Origin of the sequence: Thalassospira sp. GB04J01 (assembly GCF_000751115.1) — a bacterium.
GTDB classification, from domain to species: Bacteria; Pseudomonadota; Alphaproteobacteria; order Rhodospirillales; family Thalassospiraceae; genus Thalassospira; species Thalassospira lucentensis.
On the sequence record NZ_CCDX020000005.1, the window covers coordinates 114,816 to 135,599 of the forward strand.

The 20,784-nt window shown below is 52.3% G+C and carries 20 protein-coding genes; 11 read left to right on the forward strand and 9 right to left on the reverse strand.

The genetic code is table 11. The annotated features are described in order from the left end of the window. Positions 1 to 21: 21 nt before the first annotated feature. Positions 22 to 870 carry a citryl-CoA lyase gene (locus AMM48_RS02035; protein WP_102782732.1) on the reverse strand — a complete coding sequence of 283 codons (849 nt, stop codon included), beginning with the start codon at positions 868 to 870 and terminating at the stop codon, positions 22 to 24. Further along, the gene (locus AMM48_RS02040) at positions 867 to 2,084 is read right to left on the reverse strand and encodes a CaiB/BaiF CoA-transferase family protein (protein ID WP_102782733.1); all 1,218 of its coding nucleotides are present in this window, start codon (positions 2,082 to 2,084) and stop codon (positions 867 to 869) included. Before AMM48_RS02040 ends, AMM48_RS02035 begins: the two co-directional genes overlap by 4 nt. A gap of 119 nt (positions 2,085 to 2,203) precedes the next feature. Between AMM48_RS02040 and AMM48_RS02045 the strand changes: the two genes are divergently transcribed. From AMM48_RS02045 to AMM48_RS02070, 6 genes are all read left to right on the forward strand, one after another. Then, a complete protein-coding gene (locus tag AMM48_RS02045; protein WP_102782734.1) occupies positions 2,204 to 2,884 on the forward strand; it encodes an IclR family transcriptional regulator in 681 nt (226 codons plus the stop codon). Between the two features lie 328 nt (positions 2,885 to 3,212). Further along, positions 3,213 to 4,211 (forward strand): tripartite tricarboxylate transporter substrate-binding protein, encoded by a 999-nt coding sequence (locus AMM48_RS02050; protein WP_022732237.1) that lies wholly within the window; start codon positions 3,213 to 3,215, stop codon positions 4,209 to 4,211. A 44-nt stretch (positions 4,212 to 4,255) separates the two neighbouring features. Continuing rightward, positions 4,256 to 4,729: a tripartite tricarboxylate transporter TctB family protein gene (locus tag AMM48_RS02055; protein ID WP_102782735.1), complete on the forward strand. Its 474-nt coding sequence runs from the start codon at positions 4,256 to 4,258 to the stop codon at positions 4,727 to 4,729. Positions 4,730 to 4,739: 10 nt separating this feature from the next. Continuing rightward, on the forward strand, positions 4,740 to 6,275 hold the full coding sequence (locus AMM48_RS02060) for a tripartite tricarboxylate transporter permease (RefSeq protein ID WP_102782736.1): 1,536 nt from the start codon (positions 4,740 to 4,742) through the stop codon (positions 6,273 to 6,275). A 36-nt stretch (positions 6,276 to 6,311) separates the two neighbouring features. Next, complete coding sequence (locus AMM48_RS02065) at positions 6,312 to 7,994, forward strand: HAMP domain-containing methyl-accepting chemotaxis protein (RefSeq protein WP_102782737.1); 1,683 nt, start codon at positions 6,312 to 6,314, stop codon at positions 7,992 to 7,994. Continuing rightward, positions 7,994 to 9,127 (forward strand): AbrB family transcriptional regulator, encoded by a 1,134-nt coding sequence (locus AMM48_RS02070; RefSeq protein WP_102782738.1) that lies wholly within the window; start codon positions 7,994 to 7,996, stop codon positions 9,125 to 9,127. The genes AMM48_RS02065 and AMM48_RS02070 overlap by 1 nt, the downstream gene beginning before the upstream one ends. A gap of 81 nt (positions 9,128 to 9,208) precedes the next feature. Here AMM48_RS02070 and AMM48_RS02075 read toward each other — a convergent pair whose 3' ends face one another. Next, positions 9,209 to 9,685: a MarR family transcriptional regulator gene (locus AMM48_RS02075; RefSeq protein WP_022732242.1), complete on the reverse strand. Its 477-nt coding sequence runs from the start codon at positions 9,683 to 9,685 to the stop codon at positions 9,209 to 9,211. A gap of 323 nt (positions 9,686 to 10,008) precedes the next feature. On the opposite strand from AMM48_RS02075, the gene ectA reads away from it, so the two are divergent. The 5 genes from ectA to mazG all read left to right on the forward strand — a co-directional run bounded on the left by ectA (position 10,009) and on the right by mazG (position 15,028). Continuing rightward, on the forward strand, positions 10,009 to 10,554 hold the full coding sequence (gene ectA / locus AMM48_RS02080; protein WP_102782739.1) for a diaminobutyrate acetyltransferase: 546 nt from the start codon (positions 10,009 to 10,011) through the stop codon (positions 10,552 to 10,554). Between the two features lie 129 nt (positions 10,555 to 10,683). Continuing rightward, positions 10,684 to 11,967, forward strand: coding sequence for a diaminobutyrate--2-oxoglutarate transaminase (ectB, locus tag AMM48_RS02085; protein ID WP_102782740.1), 1,284 nt, complete (start codon positions 10,684 to 10,686; stop codon positions 11,965 to 11,967). Between the two features lie 82 nt (positions 11,968 to 12,049). Then, complete coding sequence (locus AMM48_RS02090; protein ID WP_022732245.1) at positions 12,050 to 12,451, forward strand: ectoine synthase; 402 nt, start codon at positions 12,050 to 12,052, stop codon at positions 12,449 to 12,451. Positions 12,452 to 12,535: 84 nt separating this feature from the next. After that, positions 12,536 to 14,041, forward strand: a complete 1,506-nt coding sequence (locus tag AMM48_RS02095) for an aspartate kinase (RefSeq protein ID WP_102782741.1) — start codon at positions 12,536 to 12,538, stop codon at positions 14,039 to 14,041. Positions 14,042 to 14,203: 162 nt separating this feature from the next. Continuing rightward, the gene (gene mazG, locus AMM48_RS02100) at positions 14,204 to 15,028 is read left to right on the forward strand and encodes a nucleoside triphosphate pyrophosphohydrolase (protein ID WP_102782742.1); all 825 of its coding nucleotides are present in this window, start codon (positions 14,204 to 14,206) and stop codon (positions 15,026 to 15,028) included. Positions 15,029 to 15,069: 41 nt separating this feature from the next. On the opposite strand, the gene AMM48_RS02105 is transcribed toward mazG, so the two are convergent. The 6 genes from AMM48_RS02105 to trkA form a co-directional block, all read right to left on the reverse strand. Further along, positions 15,070 to 15,939: an AraC family transcriptional regulator gene (locus AMM48_RS02105; protein ID WP_102782743.1), complete on the reverse strand. Its 870-nt coding sequence runs from the start codon at positions 15,937 to 15,939 to the stop codon at positions 15,070 to 15,072. Positions 15,940 to 16,036: 97 nt separating this feature from the next. Then, positions 16,037 to 16,861 carry an inositol monophosphatase gene (locus tag AMM48_RS02110; RefSeq protein WP_102782744.1) on the reverse strand — a complete coding sequence of 275 codons (825 nt, stop codon included), beginning with the start codon at positions 16,859 to 16,861 and terminating at the stop codon, positions 16,037 to 16,039. Positions 16,862 to 16,891: 30 nt separating this feature from the next. Next, positions 16,892 to 18,271, reverse strand: a complete 1,380-nt coding sequence (hflX, locus tag AMM48_RS02115; protein WP_102782745.1) for a GTPase HflX — start codon at positions 18,269 to 18,271, stop codon at positions 16,892 to 16,894. After that, positions 18,231 to 18,488, reverse strand: coding sequence for an RNA chaperone Hfq (gene hfq / locus AMM48_RS02120; protein ID WP_008891082.1), 258 nt, complete (start codon positions 18,486 to 18,488; stop codon positions 18,231 to 18,233). The genes hflX and hfq overlap by 41 nt, the downstream gene beginning before the upstream one ends. 119 nt (positions 18,489 to 18,607) lie before the next feature. Further along, positions 18,608 to 19,294 carry an HAD family hydrolase gene (locus AMM48_RS02125; RefSeq protein ID WP_022732251.1) on the reverse strand — a complete coding sequence of 229 codons (687 nt, stop codon included), beginning with the start codon at positions 19,292 to 19,294 and terminating at the stop codon, positions 18,608 to 18,610. 63 nt (positions 19,295 to 19,357) lie between these two features. Next, positions 19,358 to 20,737 (reverse strand): Trk system potassium transporter TrkA, encoded by a 1,380-nt coding sequence (gene trkA / locus AMM48_RS02130; protein ID WP_022732252.1) that lies wholly within the window; start codon positions 20,735 to 20,737, stop codon positions 19,358 to 19,360. Between the last annotated feature and the right edge of the window lie 47 nt (positions 20,738 to 20,784).

Here is a 20,784-nt window from a genome sequence, read left to right on the forward strand (position 1 = left end):
CTGCCAAGTATTTGATAATGATCAACCTTCCTGATTTTCAACAGGCACGAGGCGCGGTTCATGCCCGGTATAGTTCCAGATCATGCGACGCGGGATTGGGCCTTTGTTGCGGCCACCTTGCTGAGTTTGCTCCCACGCATGGGCAAGAATGCCCACCGACCGTGACAGGCAAAACAACCCACGTGCCAGGGGCGCATCAAATCCCAACTCGGCATAAATAACCGCCGTCGCACCATCTATGTTCATCGGAATTTTTTTGCCCTTACGCGCCTCAAGCGTCTTTTCGACTTCACGGGCAACCATGCCAAAATGCCCCTCAACAATGCCGTCTTTGGCCGCATCCTCCACCAGCCCCAACAAACGCGGCGCACGCGGGTCGGTTGGATGGAAACGATGCCCAAATCCGGGGATATGCTTGCCATGTTCGGAAATCTGGTGATCAAGCCCGTCCGAAACCGCCTGCGCGACGGATACGCCATCATCAATACGTCGTGCAATATCGCGATATAAGGCAACCGCTTGCTCGCCCGCACCACCATGAACGTCGCCCAGCACATTTACGGCACTTGCCATTGCATTGTTAAGTCCAACGCCACAGGTTGCCGCCATGCGGGCAATAGCAATGCTTGGAGCTTGTGGGCCGTGATCAACAGCAGCCACCAATGCTGCCTCAAGCAGTTTTGCCTGCTTGGGATTGGGCAAATCACCCCGTGTCATCAACCAGATCATTGCCGGAAAGCTGACATTTCCGATCAAATCTTCGATGGCATACCCTGAATAGCGAATTTCGCCGGGCTTCATATCGATGATCGAGCTTTGCCACCAGTCCGATACTTCGTGTTCGACATCACGTGCTGTTTTCTCGCTCACAATACGCCCTCCGCTTTCAGCGTTTTGATCTCATCGGCCGACAATCCAAGCCCGGCCAAAATGGTTTCATTGTCCTGTCCCAAAACGGGCGGCGGCGCATCGACACTTGGGGCTTCGCCATTAAGCTTCATGCCCGTGCGCAAGACGCGAATGTCACGCTCAACACCCGGCACGCTTGCAAAATCGGCGATCATTCCGCGATCGGCGATTTGTGGCAATGAAAGTGCCTGTGGCACTGTTAGAACCGCACCGGCGGGAACACCAACCGCATTAAATGCCAGCACCCAGTCATCGGTACGACCTGTTTGAAGTACCCTCTCAAGCAACCCGGCCAATTCTTTGCGGTTTGAAAGACGATTAGAACGGGTCAGAAAGCGAGGGTCGGCTTTAAGCGTGTCTAGTTCAAGCACATCACACACGGCTTCAAACTGTTCCTGCTTATTCGCCGCAATGTTGATTTGACCATCTGCAGTACGAAACGCTCCGGACGGGGATGACGTGAAATTGTCATTGCCGTTTGCGGTCGGTTGCTGCCCGGCAATAAGGAAGTTCGAAACAACCCAGCCCATGGTCGCAACGACCGATTCCAGCATCGAAATATCGATAAAGCTGCCCTTGCCCTCATTATTGCCAAGAGCCCTACCCGCAAGTGCTGAACTGATCGCACAAGCTGCCGTGAGACCACCAATGGTATCGGCAACCGGATACCCGACCCGATAGGTTTCCTTATCTTCTTCACCCGTGATGGTCATGATACCAGAAAGGCCCTGCACGATTTGATCATAAGCTGGCAGCTTTTTCATCGGACCACTTTGCCCGAACCCGGATATCGCACAATAGATCAAAGCCGGGTTCACTTTGGACAACACGTCATAATCAAGCTCAAGCCGATCCATCACGCCGGGCCGAAAATTCTCAACTAAAACGTCGGCCTGCTTGACCAGTTTTTTAAGGATATCCTTGCCGCGCGGGTCTTTCAGATTAAGTGTGATCGATTTCTTCCCGGCATTCTGGGCGAGGAACGAAACCCCCATCAGTTTTTCATTCAAACCGGCATCCGCACCCAGTTGCCGGGCCAAATCACCGCGCCCAGGAGCTTCGACCTTAATCACTGTTGCGCCAAGATGTGCCAGTTGATGACAACAAAACGGTCCGGCAAGCACATTGGTCAGGTCCAAAACCGTGACACCATGAAGCGGTTTGGTATTTTGCATGCTATTTCCTAATATTCTGCCTAGTAGAATTATGTTCTATTATATAGAATTTACAGTCCTCGCAAAACGGTTCAATTAGTCAGCGATCACGATGCGGACCCTCGGAATTTGGAAAGACCATGTCAGAACAGAATGTTAGCGCTGTTGAACGCGCACTTATGATCCTTGATGTCTTCACCGATCAGGATGCCGATCTGTCGCTTAAGGACCTCTCTGAACGCACCGGAATGTACAAAAGCACCATCTCAAGACTGGCCGGAACATTAGAGTCGAATGGTTTTCTGATGATTTCGGGGCGTGGGCGATATCGATTGGGCCCGGCCTTATGGCGATTGGGGTCCATTTATCGGCGATCATTTAGGATGGATGACGTTGTCCGCCCACATCTAAGCGCACTTGTTGATCAAAGTGGTGAAACAGCCTCTTTCTATGTCCCGGAAGGGTCAAACCGCCTGTGCCTGTTTCGCGAAAACTCATCGCGCAGCCTGCGCCATCATCTTGAAGAAGGTGCCATCCTACCCTGTGACCGTGGGGCCGCCGGACATGTTATTCGTGCGTGGGGCAACGGCGTTGATGATCGGGCGCTAGAAGTCCTTGAACACGGTTTTGCGCAAAGCCACGGTGAACGCGACCCTGATATTTCAGCCATCGCTGTTCCGGTTCTTGACCGACACAAACAAATGTTGGGTGTTTTGTCATTGTCGGGTCCGGGCAGCCGGTTTACAGCAGAAAAACGCCAGAGCGTATTGTCTTTATTGAAATCTCATGCCCTTGAATGTGGCCGCTCTCTTTCAGCGTAAGGCCCACTTTCCCGCCATATTCAGCACCGTCTATGCCACAGCTTCATAAAACATATGCCTTTTTTTCACCTGATTGTTGGCAATGACAGGTTGGTGACAGGTTTGGCTGTTAACGTCCTGCCACTGCCGATCAGGGGGTAAAACCGCCCAAGGATCAAAAACAAGAATATCGGCAAGGGAGGACTTACTTTCAATTCGACAGTCAGGTTGCGTTTGCACACCTGAAAGGTCGTGATCGTTCTCCGTTGCTGAAGTTCTGTCCTTAATGATCGGCGCGCCACCGTTTTGGTGGCTTGGGAAAATGCTTTAGTGTCTGGAGGAGACCCTGATGAACAAGCTGACGATGTTCTCGCGTCGCGGATTTATGGTTGCAGCAACTGCTGTCGCTGTTTCAACGGCTGCTTTTGCTGTTACGACTGCCAAAGCTGCAGAAATGGATGAAGTTCACTTCATCATTCCGGGCGGCGCAGGCGGCGGCTGGGACGGTACCGCACGTGGTACAGGTGAAGCCCTGACCAAATCTGGTCTGGTTGGCACCGCATCTTATGAAAACATGTCTGGCGGCGGCGGCGGTAAAGCCATTGCTTACATGATCGAAGCTGCTGATCGCCTTGATAACACCTTGATGGTCAACTCCACTCCGATCATCGTGCGTTCGCTGACCGGGGTCTTCCCGCAGTCGTTCCGCGATCTGACCCCGATTGCTGCTGTTGTTGCTGAATATGCGGCCTTTGCCGTACCGGCAGACAGCAAATTCGAATCTTTCACCGACGTTGTTGCATCTGTCAAATCTGACCCGTCATCGGTCAAATTTGGTGGTGGCTCGGTCCGTGGCGGCATGGACCACATTGTTGCAGCCTATGCTGTGCAGCAGGGTGGCGGCGATGCCAAACAGGTAAAATACATTCCGTATGATGCCGGCGGCAAAGCAATTGCAGGTCTTTTGTCGGGCGAAACCGACGTTCTGTCGACCGGTCTTGGTGAACTTCTTGAACTCGCCAAAGCAGGTCAGATTCGCATTCTCGCAGTGACCTCGAACGAACGTATCGAAGCAGCTCCGGAAGTTCCGGCACTCGGCGAACTCGGCATTGATGCAGAATTCGTCAACTGGCGCGGTTACTTTGGCTCACCTTCCCTGTCGGCTGACAAAGCGGATGCGTATGCAGCACTTCTCAAAGACGTGCAGGCAACCCCGGAGTGGGACACCGTGCGCAAACGTAACGGCTGGGAAAAAATCTATAAAGGTCGTGCAGAGTTTTCCACCTTTATGGAAAATCAGGAAAAGGTCGTTGGCGACCTGATGCGCGATCTTGGCTTCCTGAAATAAGCCATTAGAAAACCGATAAAAAGACTTCCGAAGGAAACCACGCCATGTCCATCAATCGTGACAAATTCGGCGCACTGCTTTTTCTATGCCTTGCGCTGATCTACGGGTTTTATGTCGATGATATCCCGTTGCTGTTTGGCGACGAAGATGCGCCGTTTAATGCTCAAACCCTTCCTAATGCGCTTGCGTGGATATTAGGTTTGGTTTCCTTCATCCAACTGGTCATGCCGGCCAATCAAGAGGCCGGCAACCTTTCGGCCGCCTTCCGCGGTTTGAAATGGGGCCGTGTTGTTCAGCTTGGTGTGCTGATGGTCTTTTATGGATTTACCATTCGCTATCTCGGCTTCCTGATCTCAACCACGATCTTTTTGGTCGGTGGCTTTGCCGTTCTTGGCGAACGCCGGATCAAGGTTTTGCTGGGTGCATCCATCCCCGTTGTTTTCATTTTCTGGTACCTGCTGACCCAACTGATGGGCATTTATCTGGCACCGGGTGACATCTTCGAAATGCTGGGTTAGGGCGAAAGAAATGCTTGAAGGAATTTTCTCCGGTCTTTCGACCGCAGTCATGCCGATCAACCTTCTGATGGTTGCTGTCGGCTGTTTCGCCGGGACCTTTATCGGCATGTTGCCGGGGCTCGGTCCGATCACCGCAATTGCGCTGATGATCCCGATCACCTACGGCTTTGATCCATCTACCGGCCTGATCCTGATGGCCGGTGTCTATTACGGTGCCATCTTTGGCGGTTCGACATCGTCAATCCTGATTAACGCACCCGGCGTTGCCGGCACCGTTGCGACTGCCTTTGATGGTTACCCAATGGCCCAAAGAGGTCAGGCTGGCAAAGCACTGGCAATTGCCGCCTACTCGTCATTTTCCGGCGGCACGATTGCGGCGATCTTCTTGCTGGTTGCGGCCCCTGTTCTTGCTTCTGTTTCGCTATCGTTCCAGTCGAGTGATTATTTCGCCCTGATGGTATTGGGCCTAACGGCGGTATCGGCCTTTGCCGGTAAAGGTCAGGTTCTCAAGGCCATCACCATGACGCTGTTTGGCATCATGTTATCAACGATTGGAACCGACCCAGCAGCGGGTGTTGCGCGCTTTACCTTTGGCAACATGGACCTTATTGACGGCATCAGCTTCCTGTTGCTTGCCATGTCGACCTTCGCACTCTCCGAAGCCCTTCTGTCGATCCTGCGTCCGACCAAGGACACACGCACCGACGAAGAACGGGCGCTTAAAAACCTTGGCTCAATGAAGCTGTCCAAAGAAGAAGTCAAAACCATGATCCCGGTGATCGGTCGATCCTCGGTGCTTGGCTTCTTTACCGGCGTTCTGCCCGGTGCCGGTGCGACAATTGCATCCTTCCTTGCCTATGGCATGGAACGCAACATTGCATCTGCCAAGGAAAAGCTTCAGTTCGGCAAGGGGTCCATTCGTGGTCTTACTGCCCCTGAAACCGCTAACAATGCTGCTTGTTCTGGCTCGTTCGTCCCGCTTTTGACCCTTGGTATTCCGGGGTCTGGTACGACGGCGGTCATGATGGGAGCGCTGATTTCCTATGGCGTCCAGCCGGGGCCGCGTCTGTTTGTTGAACAGCCGGAAGTCTTCTGGTCGGTTATTATTTCGATGTATATCGGCAACATTGTTCTTCTGGTGTTGAACCTGCCGCTGATCCCTTACATCTCGCGCCTTTTGGCTTTGCCACAGCAATTGTTGGTCCCGTTCGTGCTGTTCTTCTCGCTGATCGGTGTTTATCTGGTGACCTTTAACGCCTTTGATATTCACATGATGGTTATTGCCGCAGCAATCGCCATTGGTTTGCGTCTTTTGAACTATCCGATGGCGCCGATGCTGCTGGGCTTCATTTTGGGCAGCATGATGGAAGAAAACCTGCGCCGTGCATTGATGATCAGTGATGGCTCGCTGGCCTTCCTTTGGGAACGTCCGATCACGCTTGTCATCCTTCTGCTCAGTGCCCTGTTCCTGTCAGCACCTTTGGTCGGCAACCTGCGCCAATGGGTAAAAAACCGCAAAGCGGTGCCAAACGACGGTGAATTCTAAGACCTGAAAAGCTTCCGACGCGAAGGAATTGGATGAATGCGCTTTCTTGATAATTTGGCGATTGGGCCAAAAACACTTTTGGTCCCGGTCTTTCTGATGGTTGTGATCGTTGCAATGGGGATTGCAACGGTCGCCACACTTGAAAGCGAGAAAAACACTCTCACCAGCCTTCGCGTCGAAGCCTATGAACGGCGGTCTGACGCACTCACACTCAGCAACGCACTGAACGAGGTGCATGGATCGCTGTTTCGTATCCTAACATGGGATTCCAACGGCATTAATGCCGCGACTGTTCCGGAGTTGCGCGAACAGGTTAGCCATATTTCAGAAGACCTTGCCCCGCTCGCACAACGGCTTGCGGTTGTTGGTGGCGACGAGTTCACCAGCAACTATGAGAAATACATCGAACAGGTTGACCAGTTCCTAGTTGAAAGCGAAATGAACATCTACGGCGCACTCGAAGTCATTGCGCAGGCCGATGAAACATTCCGTGCCCTTCAGGTGCCGCTTAATCAAATTCTGGTACAGACCCACGAACTGGCCCAAACATCCTTTGCCAATGCATCGTCACAGGCAGAAGCCTTGCAACGAGTGTTCGTGATTGTTGCCGTCCTTGTTGTGTTTATTGCCGGGGTGGTTTCTGTGTTCGTTTCACGGCGCATTTCACGCCCCATGACAGATCTTTCACATCTGATCGAACAAATCGCCAATGGCGATCTGGACATTGATGTTCGTGGCGTTCAACGCCGTGATGAAATCGGCACTGTTGCACGATCTGTTACCGTTTTGCGCGATCAGTCCAAAGAAGCCGAAAGCCTACGCAAGGAACGCGAACGCGTCCGAACAATAGAAGGCGAACGCCAGCAGGACCTGATCCGCGCTACCGATCACTTCCAACGCACTGTTCAGGATGCCCTTTCCGGGTTTGACCGTGAATTTGGTTCACTGAACGGATCGGCAAGCGAAATGGAACAGATCGCAACTTCGGCAAGCGCACGTTCTGCTGATGCCAATCAACATTCCGAACAAGTTCTCCATCATATCGAAGCCGTATCGCAAACCACGGCAAGCCTGTCCGAAGCCATTGCCGAAATCGGCCATCAGGCACAGAATTCGGCCGAAATCGCTGGCAAGGCACGCTCGGAAAGTGAACAGTCCCGCGCCCTGTTTGAACAGCTGACCAACGCGACACAGCGGATTGGCGATATTGTCGGCCTGATCGAAGACATCGCAAGCCAGACTAACCTACTGGCCCTGAATGCTACCATCGAAGCGGCCCGTGCAGGGGACGCTGGCAAGGGCTTTGCCGTCGTTGCCGGTGAGGTTAAAAATCTTGCATCGCAGACCGCACGCGCGACCGAAGATATTTCCAATCAGGTCGATGAGATCCGTGGCCTGACAGACAATGTCGTCGGCGCACTGCAAAGTGTTGCAAATGTGATTGGTGAGGTTGATCAATCGGCCGCGGCGATTGCCGCAGCTGTGGAAGAACAACAGGCATCGACGGCTGGTATTTCCGATAGCATTGATGATGCCAATGGCGGGATGCGCACGGTGGCTGAGGCGGTTGGCGCTCTTGATACCGAAACCGCCCGCGTTCACAACGGTTCGGAAAATGTCACGCGCGCAACCAACACACTTAATACCGAAGCATCGCGACTGCGCGATGCGATTGATGGGTTCCTCGAACAGATCAACAAGAACAAGGCCAGCGCATAATGAGCAGATCACCCGAAGATCCAGCCACGTCCAGTTGGATCAACCGTATTTCGGGTGTAATGACACCGCGCTTTTTCAAAAGACTCTCTATTGCCCTTGGTATCGGCCTTGTTGGAGGATTGATCGCACATAGCCTAAACATGCCGCTCGCATGGATGATGGGACCGATGCTTGCAACTTTTGTGGCAAGCTTGATGCGCGTTCAGATGGGCATTCCGATGGAGTTTCGTTCGGTCATTTTGGGTGTGATCGGCATCTTTCTTGGCGCGTCTTTTACCCCTGAAACCCTTAATCAGGCGGCCCGCTGGCCAATCAGTATGATTGCGGTGCTGATTTATGTGCCCGTCGTGACGGTTCTTGTGACGTGGTTCTATACCAAAATCGCCCGGCTTGACCCCGCAACGGCCCTGTTTTCTGCAACGCCAGGTGGTTTGACGCCTATGGTTGTCCTTGGCGCTGCTGCCGGCGGAAACGAACAGGAAATCGCCTTAACGCAAGGCTTGCGCGTTCTGTTATTGGTCATGTCCGCTCCCTTGATCGTTTTAATGATTACGGGTGTCGTTGCCAGCGGTCATGGCGATGGTGAAGCGGTCTATATGACACTGTCAGAAGGTCTTTTGACAGGTGGTGCCGCCCTTCTCACTGTATTGCTGTTTCGCAAACTTCGCGTCCCGGCTGCCTATATGACAGGTGCAATGCTTGCCAGCATGGTTCTGCACGTCACCGGGATCGTTGAAGGTAATTTGCCTGATTGGCTTTTGGCTGGAAGCCTTTTGATCCTTGGCTCGGCCATCGGGAGCCGTTTTGCCGGCGTGAAATTATCATTTCTGGCGCGGCTTGCCGGTTATTCGATCTTTGCAACGCTGGTGATTTTGGCTTTTACCGGCGGCGTTGCCTGGATGGTATCGCAGTGGCTTGATCTTGATTTCATTGCTGTGTTGTTGGCGTTTGCGCCGGGGGGCGTGGCTGAGATGTCGCTAATCGCACTGGCGCTGAATGTCGAGCCAAGCTTCGTTGCGTTCCACCACATCGTGCGGATATTTGAAATCGTTTTACTTGCGCCGATCATGGCCAAGTGGTTCCAGCGCCATATGCAGCGCAAGAACGCGCAGAATAACACCCCTATCCGGTAAGCGTTCTGCACCGAAGGAATTTTTCCGCCTTTAAGTACTAAGATTTCCGGGAATCAAAAAAGACGGGATGACGCCTAACCGTCAGTTTTTATCGACAATTACATCATGATCAAGCAGTGGTGCGACATCGATGTCGCTTGCATCCATCATGCCGGACACACGTTGCAAGGCAGCGATCAGGAACGTCTGTTCCCATTCTTCAAGATCATTGAAGTTATCTGAAAATCTGTCATGCAGTGCCATGGGAGCCCGATCAAGGATGGAACGTCCTTGATCCGTTAAGCGGACAAACACTTTGCGCTTATCCGTGTCACCACGCGCACGCAAGACAAGCTCCATCGCCTGAAGCTTATCAACCAGTGAGGTTGTTGATGCCTGTGCCAAGTTCACCTTGGCGGCAATCTGGCCAACCGTCATCTCGCCGTATTCTTCCAGTGATTGCAAAACCAGAAGCTGCGATGTCTTTAACCCGGTGATTTTACCAAGTTTTTTAGCGTGAATATCGCTCGCACGTAGAATGCGGCGAATGGAGATCAACGCTTCATGCAATTTGTCCATTTGAATTTCCGGGCGTCAATTGTTGTCCTGCTACAAAAGATGTTTTAGCCCCAGAACCGGGAAACCGCAACGGTTTAAGACGATCTTCCATCGATATATGATATTTTATTTCATCGATTTTCGGTATTTCGTGACGAAAATATGTCAGCGACATCGATCCATCAATATCGAAGACCGATTAATTTATGTTTTCTTTTACATCAATGTCTTAAATGGTTTCACGTTATTTTCATCGAGAAAGGGTTGATCAATTTGTATCGTTATTCTATACATCTCTCGCGACATGAATGATCGCATATCGAAATAACAGAGCAGGCAGACCGATGAAAATTGCCAACAATCAAGGCAACACCGGCCGCAAAGCCAACCTGATTATCCGAAAACCGAAGGCCACCGACGGCGCAACGGTCAATGCGTTGATCGCCGATTGTAAGCCTTTGGATGAAAATTCGATGTATTGCAACTTGCTGCAGTGCTCGCACTTTGGCGACACATGCGCGATTGCGGAACTCGATGGCGAAGCCGTGGGCTTTGTTTCCGGTTACATCGTTCCAAGTACTGAGCAGCTCTTTATCTGGCAGGTTGCCGTTTCCCCGAAGGCCCGTGGCCTTCGTCTGGCGAAACGTTTGATCCTTGATATTCTGGATCGCCCGGCATGCTACAATGTGTCGCAACTGAACACGACGATCACGTCAACCAATGCGCCGTCTCAGGGTGTGTTCCGTTCAGTCGCACGCGAGCTCGGCGCCGACGTCAAACGCAAAGTTCAGTTTGAACGCGAAACGCATTTTGACGGCGCGGCTGCCAGTGAAATCCTGTGGCAGATTGGGCCGTTTGAACGTGAAGACGTCGAACGCGTCGCGGCCTGAATCCTCAACAACCATTTTCACTGCTTTCATGCCTCAAAACGGCAAAAGCCGTTATTGGGAACATCCCGTTCGCCGGGGCGTTTGACATGACAAGTGGACTTGACTTTTCCCAATCTGAAAGAGGGAACCATGACTGTATTTGATCGCCTTGAATCGGAAGTTCAGAGCTATGCACGCTCCTTCCCCGTTACGTTTGAAAAAGCCGAAGGCGCCTGGCTCACCGATGAGAACGGCAACCGTTACCTCGATTTCCTTGCCGGTGCCGGCAGCCTGAACTATGGCCATAACCATCCTGTTCTGCAGGAAAAGCTGATTGATTACATCAAATCAAACGGCATTACCCATGGTCTGGACATGCACACCAAGGCCAAGGAAGCCTTCCTGACCGCGCTTGAAGACAAAATCCTCAAGCCGCGCGACATGGAATACAAGGTTCAGTTTACCGGTCCAACCGGCACCAATGCTGTTGAAGCCGCTTTGAAACTTGCACGTCGTGTTAAGGGCCGCGAAACGGTGATCTCATTCACCAACGGCTTCCATGGCTGCACCTTGGGTGCGCTCGCCATCACCGGTAACGAGCATCACCGCGGCGCTGCTGGCGTATCGCTTGACAACGCCGTTGCCGTTCCGTTTGACGGCTACATGGGCGACAGTGTTGATACCGTCGACTATCTTGATCGTGTTCTGTCCGACAACTCAAGCGGTGTGTCACTTCCTGCAGCTGTGATCGTTGAAGCAGTTCAGGGTGAAGGTGGCTTGAACGCGGCTGACTTTGGCTGGCTGAGAAAGCTCGAACAGACCTGTCGTAAGCACGACATTCTGCTGATCGTCGATGACATTCAGGCAGGCTGCGGCCGTACTGGCACGTTCTTTAGCTTTGAACCCGCTGGTATCAAGCCTGATATGGTTACGCTTTCGAAATCGCTGTCAGCTTATGGCCTGCCGTTTGCCGTTCTTCTGATGAAGCCGGAGTTTGACGTTTGGCATCCGGGCGAACATAACGGCACCTTCCGTGGTAACAACCATGCGTTTGTAACAGCCGCAGCAGCCCTTGATCACTTCTGGTCAGATGATAAGTTCGCATCCGAAGTGTCTGACAAGGCTGAATTCCTTGGCAAGCGTCTCGAAGAAATTTCCGAACGCTATGGCGACGGAAAAATCTATCGCAAAGGGCGCGGCCTGATGCAGGGTATCTGCTTTGAAAGCGGTGAACTCGCATCGAAGGTTACCAAGGAATGCTTCAAACACAATCTGATCATTGAAACCAGCGGCCCGGAAGATGAAGTTGTCAAATGCCTTGTGCCTTTGATCATCTCCAAGCAGGATTTGGGGCACGGCCTTGACATCCTTGAGCTGGCAACTGCAAAAGCCATGGGCAAGGACGTTGTTGCAGCCAAAGCCGCTGCGGAATAATAAGGTTGGGCGATGCCATTGGGTGTCGCCCTTCCCTACCACCTAGATAGCCCCACACCTTAAATAATTCAAAGAGTTAAAAATGATTGTTCGCACCCTGAAAGAATGTGAAGCATCCGGTCGCCGTGTGGTTTCCGACAACTGGGAAAGCACGCGTATGTCGCTTGCTGAAGATGGTATGGGCTTCTCTTTCCATATCACCACCATCTATGCCGGTACCGAAACCGAAATTTGCTATGCCAATCATTTCGAGACCGTCTATTGCATCTCAGGCAACGGCGAAGTCGAAACCATTGCCGATGGCAAAAAATACAAAATTGAGCCAGGAACGGTTTACATCCTAGATAAGCACGACCGCCATTATCTGCGCGGCGGCACCGAGGATATGGTTGTCGCATGCGCGTTCAACCCGCCGCTCAATGGCCGCGAAGTCCATGACGAGAACGGGGTTTACCCGCTCGATGGCGACGCACTCGCCAGCTAAGCTTTTGGTTTGGGGCGGGGGATAAAACCGCCCCAGACTTTAAGAAATAATAGTTTTCAAGGATACGCCCCCAAAGGAGGCAACATGCTTTCAGCCCAGAAAAAAACGGACGCTGGGCATAGCGTTCACAAGATCGGTGGTACGTCGATGACCCAGGTTGAAGCGGTCATGGACAACATTCTGGTCGGCAATCGCAGCGAAGAAGAACTGTATAATCGGGTCTTTGTCGTTTCAGCTTATGGCGGGTTCACCGACCTTCTGCTGGAAAACAAGAAAACCGGTGAAGCAGGCGTCTATCAGCTTTATGCCGGATCGGAAACCGATTGGGCTTGGGGCGATGCCCTGACCAAAGTTGCCGACAAGATGTGTGCCATCAACGAGGAAATCTTTGGTGATGCACCCGAACTGAAACTGGCCAATGCCTTTGTTCAGGAACGCGTTGAAGGTACACGCAGCTGCTTGATGGACCTCCATCGCCTGTGCAGCTTTGGGCATTTCAAACTTGAAAAGCACCTGCTGACCGTTCGTGAAATGCTGTCTGCCATTGGTGAGTCCCATAGCGCGCACAACACCATGTTGCTGCTGCGCGCCAAGGGCGTAAATGCGGTATTCGCCGATCTTTCGGGGTGGCGTGAGCCAGAAGCATCAACCCTTGATGGTCGCATTTCAAAAGTCTTCGACGACATTGACCTTAGCAGTCAGCTTGCGATTGCAACTGGCTATGCCCAGTGCAGCGAAGGCCTGATGAGCATCTATGGCCGCGGCTATAGTGAAGTCACCTTCTCGCGCATTGCATGCCTGACACAGGCGCGCGAAGCGATCATTCACAAGGAATTCCACCTCTCAAGCGCTGATCCGCGCATCGTCGGCGAAGATGCCGTGCGCCCGATTGGCCGCACGAGCTATGACGTGGCTGATCAGCTGTCAAACATGGGGATGGAAGCCATCCACCCGCGTGCAGCCAAGGGCTTGCGTCAGAACGACATTCCGCTGCGTATCGCCAATACCTTTGAACCGGAACATCCCGGTACGGTCATTGACGATCATTGGGATCCGGAAAACAGCCGGGTTGAGATAGTCACTGGCGTTCCGACTGCGTTCGAGATTGAGGTCTTCAATCAGGATATGGTGGGTATTCCGGGCAGCGAAGAATCAATCCTTAGCGTGCTTAAACGTTATAAGGTTCCGACCGTTACCAAGAACCTGAACGCCAATACAATTACGCATTATGTATCAGCACCGCTGAAACAGATTCGTCGTTGTGTTGACGAGATCGAGGAAAAGCACCCTGAAGCAACCGTTCAGACCCGTAAGGTCGCGATTGTTTCGGTAATTGGCGCCAACATCGATCAGCCTGGTCTGTTTGCACGTGCTGTGACAGTCCTTGATGAGGCCGGCGTTGAATTGGTTGCCTCGCACTTCCCGAGCCGTCGCGTCGATCTGCAGTTTGTTGTGGCAGAAGGCGATTTCAACAAGGCAATCGTTGCCCTGCATCGCGGTCTTGTTGAAGGTAAAAAAGAAGAAGGCGCATCAGACAAAAAGACCAAGAATGATAGCGCTAACAAACAGGACAAGCTTAAGGCTGCATAAGCCTTAAGGCATCCTAACATCACATCAGAACCCGCAGTGCTTGCAAAAGCCTGCGGGTTTTGTTTTGCGCCAACCCCATACTTGTCATTGTCAGAGATGGTGCGTCGCGATAGGACTTATCTGTCTATTCTAGTCCAACGCCCGTTTCTCAGGAAAGCCCGCATGAGCACCCATAACAGCAAAGCGATTAACGACCTTCTTGATATTATGGCCAAGCTGCGCGACCCGGATGGCGGGTGTCCTTGGGATCTGGAACAGGATTTTTCGACCATCGCCCCCTACACCATCGAAGAAGCCTATGAAGTTGCCGACGCCATTGCCGATGGTGATATGAACGAACTTCGCGATGAGTTGGGGGATTTGCTTCTGCAGGTGGTTTTCCATGCGCAGATGGCACAGGAAGAAGGCCATTTTACCTTCGAAGATGTCGCCAACAGCATCAATGCGAAAATGGTCAGCCGTCATCCACATGTATTTGGCGATGGGGACGCCACCACAACCGATGGCGTCAACCAGACATGGGAGAAAATCAAGGCTTCTGAACGGGCGCAAAAGGCCGAAACAAAGGGTCACGACCGTCACAGCGCGCTTGACGGTGTTGCCAGCGCCCTCCCCGCACTCATGCGGGCTGAAAAGCTGACCAAACGTGCTGCACGTGTTGGCTTTGACTGGCCAAGTACGGATGAAGTGTTTGACAAGCTTCATGAAGAAATTGACGAGCTCAAAGCCGAAATGACCGAAAACCCCGATCAAGACCGTATCGAGGATGAATTGGGCGACATGTTGTTTGTCATGGCGAACCTTGGCCGTAAGCTTGGCGTTGATCCCGAAGTCGCCCTGCGGCATGCGAACCATAAATTCACCCGTCGCTTCCACTTCATTGAAGATGAACTGGCGAAAGACAGCCGCACCGCGTCACAGTCCGATTTGCAAGAAATGGACGTGCTTTGGAATAAGGCCAAGAAGGTTGAACGGGGTCAGGCATAAGTGCACCGGCACGACACCTGCCCCTTCATATAAAATGTGCGTCAACCTTCAAGCGGCATATAAATCTCGGTCAAAAACTCGGTTGGTGCCGTTTCACGCGGGTTGTTCAAATATTCCTCGAACACGGGGCCTTCGCGTACTTCTTCACCAGACTGCGGCAACCATTTGCCAAATAACCATAAATAAGCTGATTTCATATCAGCATATGGTCCCTTATACCGCAGGCATGCGTATCTTCCGGCCTCCACCACTGTGCGTTCAACCGGCGCCTCAATCGTAATTGTTTCCGTCTGATCAAGTAGCGCACCCGCCTTTGAGAACAGATCGTTTTCGGCAAAGGAATCTGGGTCGGTGTGATACACGCCAATAAGTCTGACATTTGGCTCAATCAGGTCACGCACCGCAAGCCACCCAAACAGGCGATCAAATGCCTCGCCAATTTGCATGAATGATCCGTGGTGATCGATGGTCAAAAGCGACATTTCAGGCACGTCGCGTATTTCGACAGTCCAAGGACCACAGACGCTTTCACCCTGCTCTTCAAGGGCGTCATGGAATTGGCGATGGCTGCCTTCCTTGCGATAGCGCGCCGGTGGCATCCCATAGCTGTCAGAGAATATTCGGGTGAAAGATTGTAGATTGGGATAGCCACATCGTTTGGCGATCTCATCAATCTGAATTGCACTGTTTGCCAGCATCCCGGCCGCGCTATGAAGGCGAACGCGCTTTACCGTCGCGGCCACCGTTTCGCCAAACACACCGTGATAAATGCGATGCCAATGCGTTGGCGACATGCAGGCAATGTCGGCCAGTCGATTTAAATCAAGTTCGTCAGAAAGATGGTCATGGATGTGGGCCTGCACGCGCGCAAGTCGGTCTTGGTAGGAGCGTTGGGCATGTAATTTGTTCATCGTTCTCTCATGCAATTTGTTGTGCACTTTGAAAACGCTAACACGCGTCGATTTGACAAATCCTGCGATCTTGCGTCAAGCCGTGGCTCGGATCGACTTACGAAAACAGCGGCAGAAGAATTTCATTCATCTCAGACCACAGGTCTTCGGAACTGGCACACAAAAGTCCGGGGGCCTCTGCATTGGCGTTATATTCATTATTACGGTCTTCGGTAATATAGCGGGCATGCCCACCAGCTTCGCGCACCAAAAGCGTGCCCGGCGCGTGGTCCCAAGGCTTTAGAGTCCGATAGGCACAAAAATCGAAATCACCACGTGCCAATTCTTCATACTCAGCACCGCAGCATGAATAATGCGCAACGGTGTCAAAGAAATCCATATGTCCGTAATGACTTACAAGACGGTCACGCGCATAGGAAATCAGAAATCCTTTGGCATCGCCGGCTTTTGTGATGTGAGATCGCACCGAAACAGGATTATCCTGATAGCGCGTCCCAGCACCCTTTTCGGCCACGGTTGCGGTTCCCTCAATCGGGTCAACAATCCATGCCGCAACTGTTTCGCCCGCAACATACAGACCAACCATGCAGCGAAACGGTTGACGATTGTGGGCAAAGTTTTTGGTGCCATCGACCGGATCAATGATCCAGACGGGATCGGATGCCGCAAATGCACGGTCCTGCAATTTCGGATCGGCATGTGCGGCCTCTTCGCCCAAGGCGATACTGCCCGGTAACAGGTCGGTTAACCGGGCAGTTAAAACGCGTTCGGCTTCTGTGTCAGCGATGGTCACCAGATCAAGCGCGTGGGTTTTAGCCTCGATATCTTCATCGGCCAGTTGGCCAAAGCGCGGGGCAATTTCAGCAGCCGATACGTCCCGGATGATACCGGTTACTTTTTCAATATCGACTTTCACCACCACGCAATTTCTCCTTCTGGCGTTTAACGACAATCAGACAACGTGTATTTCAAAACCAGATTTAGCACACCAGTCTTCAAAACGCCCCACCCGCGTAGAATCAATCCGCACCTGAATGGCAATGCCGTCATCGCCTTCTGTGCGCTGAAGAACTTCACCATGCTCATAAAGACGTGCCAGCGATTTGCCATCCGAATACGGCACACACAGCTCAAACACCGGCATATGTTCCGTAAGCCGGTCTTCAACCAAGCCCAGAAGCGCATCGCAATTCGTGCCCTTGATGGCCGAAATGGCGATCGTGTTGTCGTGGCGCGCCGCTGACTCGTTCACCGCCAGCAGGTCATCACCCTTAAGCTGGTCAATCTTGTTAAGCGCTTCAACAAGTTCTTCACCGTCAATTGCCTTTTGCAGTCCAAGTTCCTTAAGAACTTCAAGCACATCAAGCCTTTGCTCTTCGGTTTCTGCCGAAGCCACATCACGGACATGGACAATCAAATCCGCTTCAAGCACTTCTTCAAGTGTTGCACGGAATGCTGCCACCAGATCGTGCGGCAAATCGGAAACAAATCCGACAGTGTCAGACAGAATGACCTTACGTCCACTTGGCAAGATCAGACCGCGCATGGTCGGATCAAGAGTTGCAAACAGCATGTCCTCGGCAAACACCTCGGACGTGGTCAGCTGATTAAACAGCGTCGATTTTCCGGAGTTGGTATAACCCACCAAGGCCACAATAGGATATGGCACACGGCGACGTGCTTCGCGGTGAAGCTCACGTGTTCTTTTAACTTCCTCAAGCTCACGCCGAAGTTTGGCAAGTTTGTCACCGATCAAACGACGGTCAATCTCAATCTGACGTTCACCCGGGCCGGCAAGGAAGCCGCGACCACCTCGCTGACGCTCAAGGTGGGTCCAGGTCCGAACCAGTCGTGACCGCTGATAACTCAGCAATGCCAATTGTACCTGCAAGCGTCCCTCACGGGTCCGCGCACGGTCAGCAAAAATCTCAAGGATCAGACCGGTACGGTCAATAACCTTACACTTCCACTCTTTCTCCAGATTACGCTGCTGGATCGGGGTAAGTTGGCCATTGATCATAACGATGTCGGCTTCTTCTGCCTTGATCTGCAGACCGAGCCGTTCAGTAACGCCCTTCCCGAATAAGGTAGAAGGACGTACTTTTGCGATGGGCACAATATCTGCGCCCACCACTTCAAAATCCAACGCGCCAGTCAAACTGATTGACTCGGCCAGACGCGACGACGCGTCGCGCCAGGACGCTTTCTGGTCCGCGCGTTTTAGTTCCGGGTGGAAAACGAGGACTCGGGGGGCTTCCGGCTCAGTGCCTCCCCCCGACGTCAGAGATTCTTCAGCTATTTTCTTCTTCCGTTGCTGGCTGGCTCGGATCAAACAGTTTGATCGGTGTCGTCGGCATTACCGTCGAGATCGCGTGTTTGTACACGAGCTGGGTGTGAGCATCGCGCCGCAGCAAAACAGAGAAATTGTCAAACCAGGTGATAATCCCCTGCAATTTGACTCCGTTGACCAGAAACACGGTAACCGGCGTTTTGTTTTTACGGCAATAATTCAGGAAAACGTCCTGAACATTTTGTGATTTTTCCGCCATTGGTTAGACCTAGCCTTCTTTTATGAGCGTTTTTTTAGTTTCGGGCGGCCAAGCAAAATGCGGAACCATCGACGTCAAGTTCGTCACGGTTCCAGCCCCATCTTAATGACCAACCTGAACTATAAGACTTTCGTAAAGGTTTTTACAACCCTTACAAGCGCTTCGCAATCAGCGAAATGCCAATCAGGTTCGAGATTCGCGGAATTCTGCGCATCACTGTGTCCGGTAATTTCATCCCCGATTAGGATTGCAGTTGCCCCGACGTTGCGCGCGCATTGAATATCGACAACACTATCCCCTACAAACCAGAGATTCTCATATTGCGGCGCCGAAGAGTCGCCCATTGCCATATGCACCGGATCGGCAGCAGGTTTATCATTTGCGGCATCTGTCGCCCCGACAATTTGACCAAAAAACGCGGTCCAGCCAAGATGTTCAACCTCTTTGCGCAAGAAGTCGCCGTTCTTGTTGCTGACGACACCGATGTAGGTCCCGTTTTCACGCAGCGCACACAAAAGATCATAGGCACCGGTCAAAGGTGTCAGCGTTTCAAGGTGAATGCTGCGAAAATGCGCGTAGAAACTATCCTTGGCCGCTTCCCAGCGATCTTCGCCAAACAAAACAGGGAAACTGTCACGAAGTGATCGGGCAACCCGTTGCTTGGTTTCATCAAGCGACCATTTGGGTTTGTCGAACTCTTCAAATGTCATGTTCAGGGCTGCCTGAATGGTGCCCCAACTATCAACAAGGGTGTTGTCCCAGTCAAACAGGACGGCATTTGGTCGATGGGGCAATTGGTCAGACATAACGAAATCCGGTGGCTTGGGTGGATATGATTTGTATGAGGATTATAGAAATCCCGACGCAGATCAGAAGTATTCGAGACGCACAGCAAACATTTTCTCGACCTTTTTGATCTGCTCAGACCCGGCAAAGACAACAATGCGATCATTTGCTTCGATCACGGTATTGGCACGCGGCATGACAACTTCGCCATTTCGCAAGATTGCGCCAAACACCACACTGGCTGGCATGGCAATATCCTTAATTGCCTTACCGACAATCGGTGCTGTTTCAAGTGCCTCAGCCTCAAGCACCTCGCCAAAGCCCTCTGACAGGCTATGAACCGCACGGATACGCCCACGGCGGACGTGATGCAGGATCGTCGAGACCGTCGTCATGCGCGGGCTGATGACAACATCAACGCCCAGTTCGGACACCAGCGAGTTATAGGTGCTTTTATTAATCAGCGTCAGAGCACGCGGGCAGCCATACCGCTTTGCGAGCAAAGATGCCAGAATGTTGGTTTCGTCATCGTTGGTAAGCGCTACCACGGCCTCGGCATTGCCAACGTTTGCTTCTTCAAGCAATTCTGGATCAAGCACGTCACCGTGCAAAACCACGCTTTTCTTTGGCAACTTCTGTGCGACATAGCGCGCGCGCTCGGCGTCGGCCTCGACAAGGCGCGTGGTCACGCCCGGGAAGTTCTTGTTGATTTCCTCAGCCAGGAACAGCGCAATATTCCCCCCACCAAAGATGACAATACGGCGTGCTTCGGGGTCTTCGTGCCCGAATGCGGACATTGCCCGATCCACCTGATCGCTTGATACAGCAAGATACACAAGGTCACCGGCCAGCATCTGATCATCGCCCTTGGGATAAACCGGCTTGTCGTTTCGGATCATGCCAAGGATCGAAATATTCAAATCCGGGAACAGCTGATGAAGCTGACGCAGGGGCGTATTGATCACCGGGCAATCTTCGCTACACCGCAGGCCAAGGATTTTGACCTTGTCATCGGCAAACGGGATCATATCGAACGCACCGGGCGCCTGCAGTCGGCGTGCAACAGCACGGGCCACTTCCATTTCCGGGGAAATCACCACATCAATTGGCAACTTTTCACGGCCAAACAAGCTGGCCCATTCCGGCTGCAAATAGGTCTGGCTTCGGATACGGGCGATCTTGGTCGGTACGTTGAACAATGAATGCGCGACCTGACAGGCTGTCATGTTGACTTCGTCAGCAAAGGTCACCGCAATCAGCATGTCGGCTTCTTCTGCGCCTGCCTGCTGGAGAATATCGGGGTGTGAGCCAAACCCGATGATGCCTTTGACCTCTAGTGTGTCAGAGATCTTCCGCACCAGTTCTTCGGACTGGTCGATCACGGTTACATCATTGTTTTCTGCCGACAGATATTTGGCAATGTGGAAACCCACCTGCCCGGCCCCGCAAATGATGACCTTCATCGTGTATTCTCCCGTTCACAGCAGCCTGCGATGTCGCGACTGGTAAT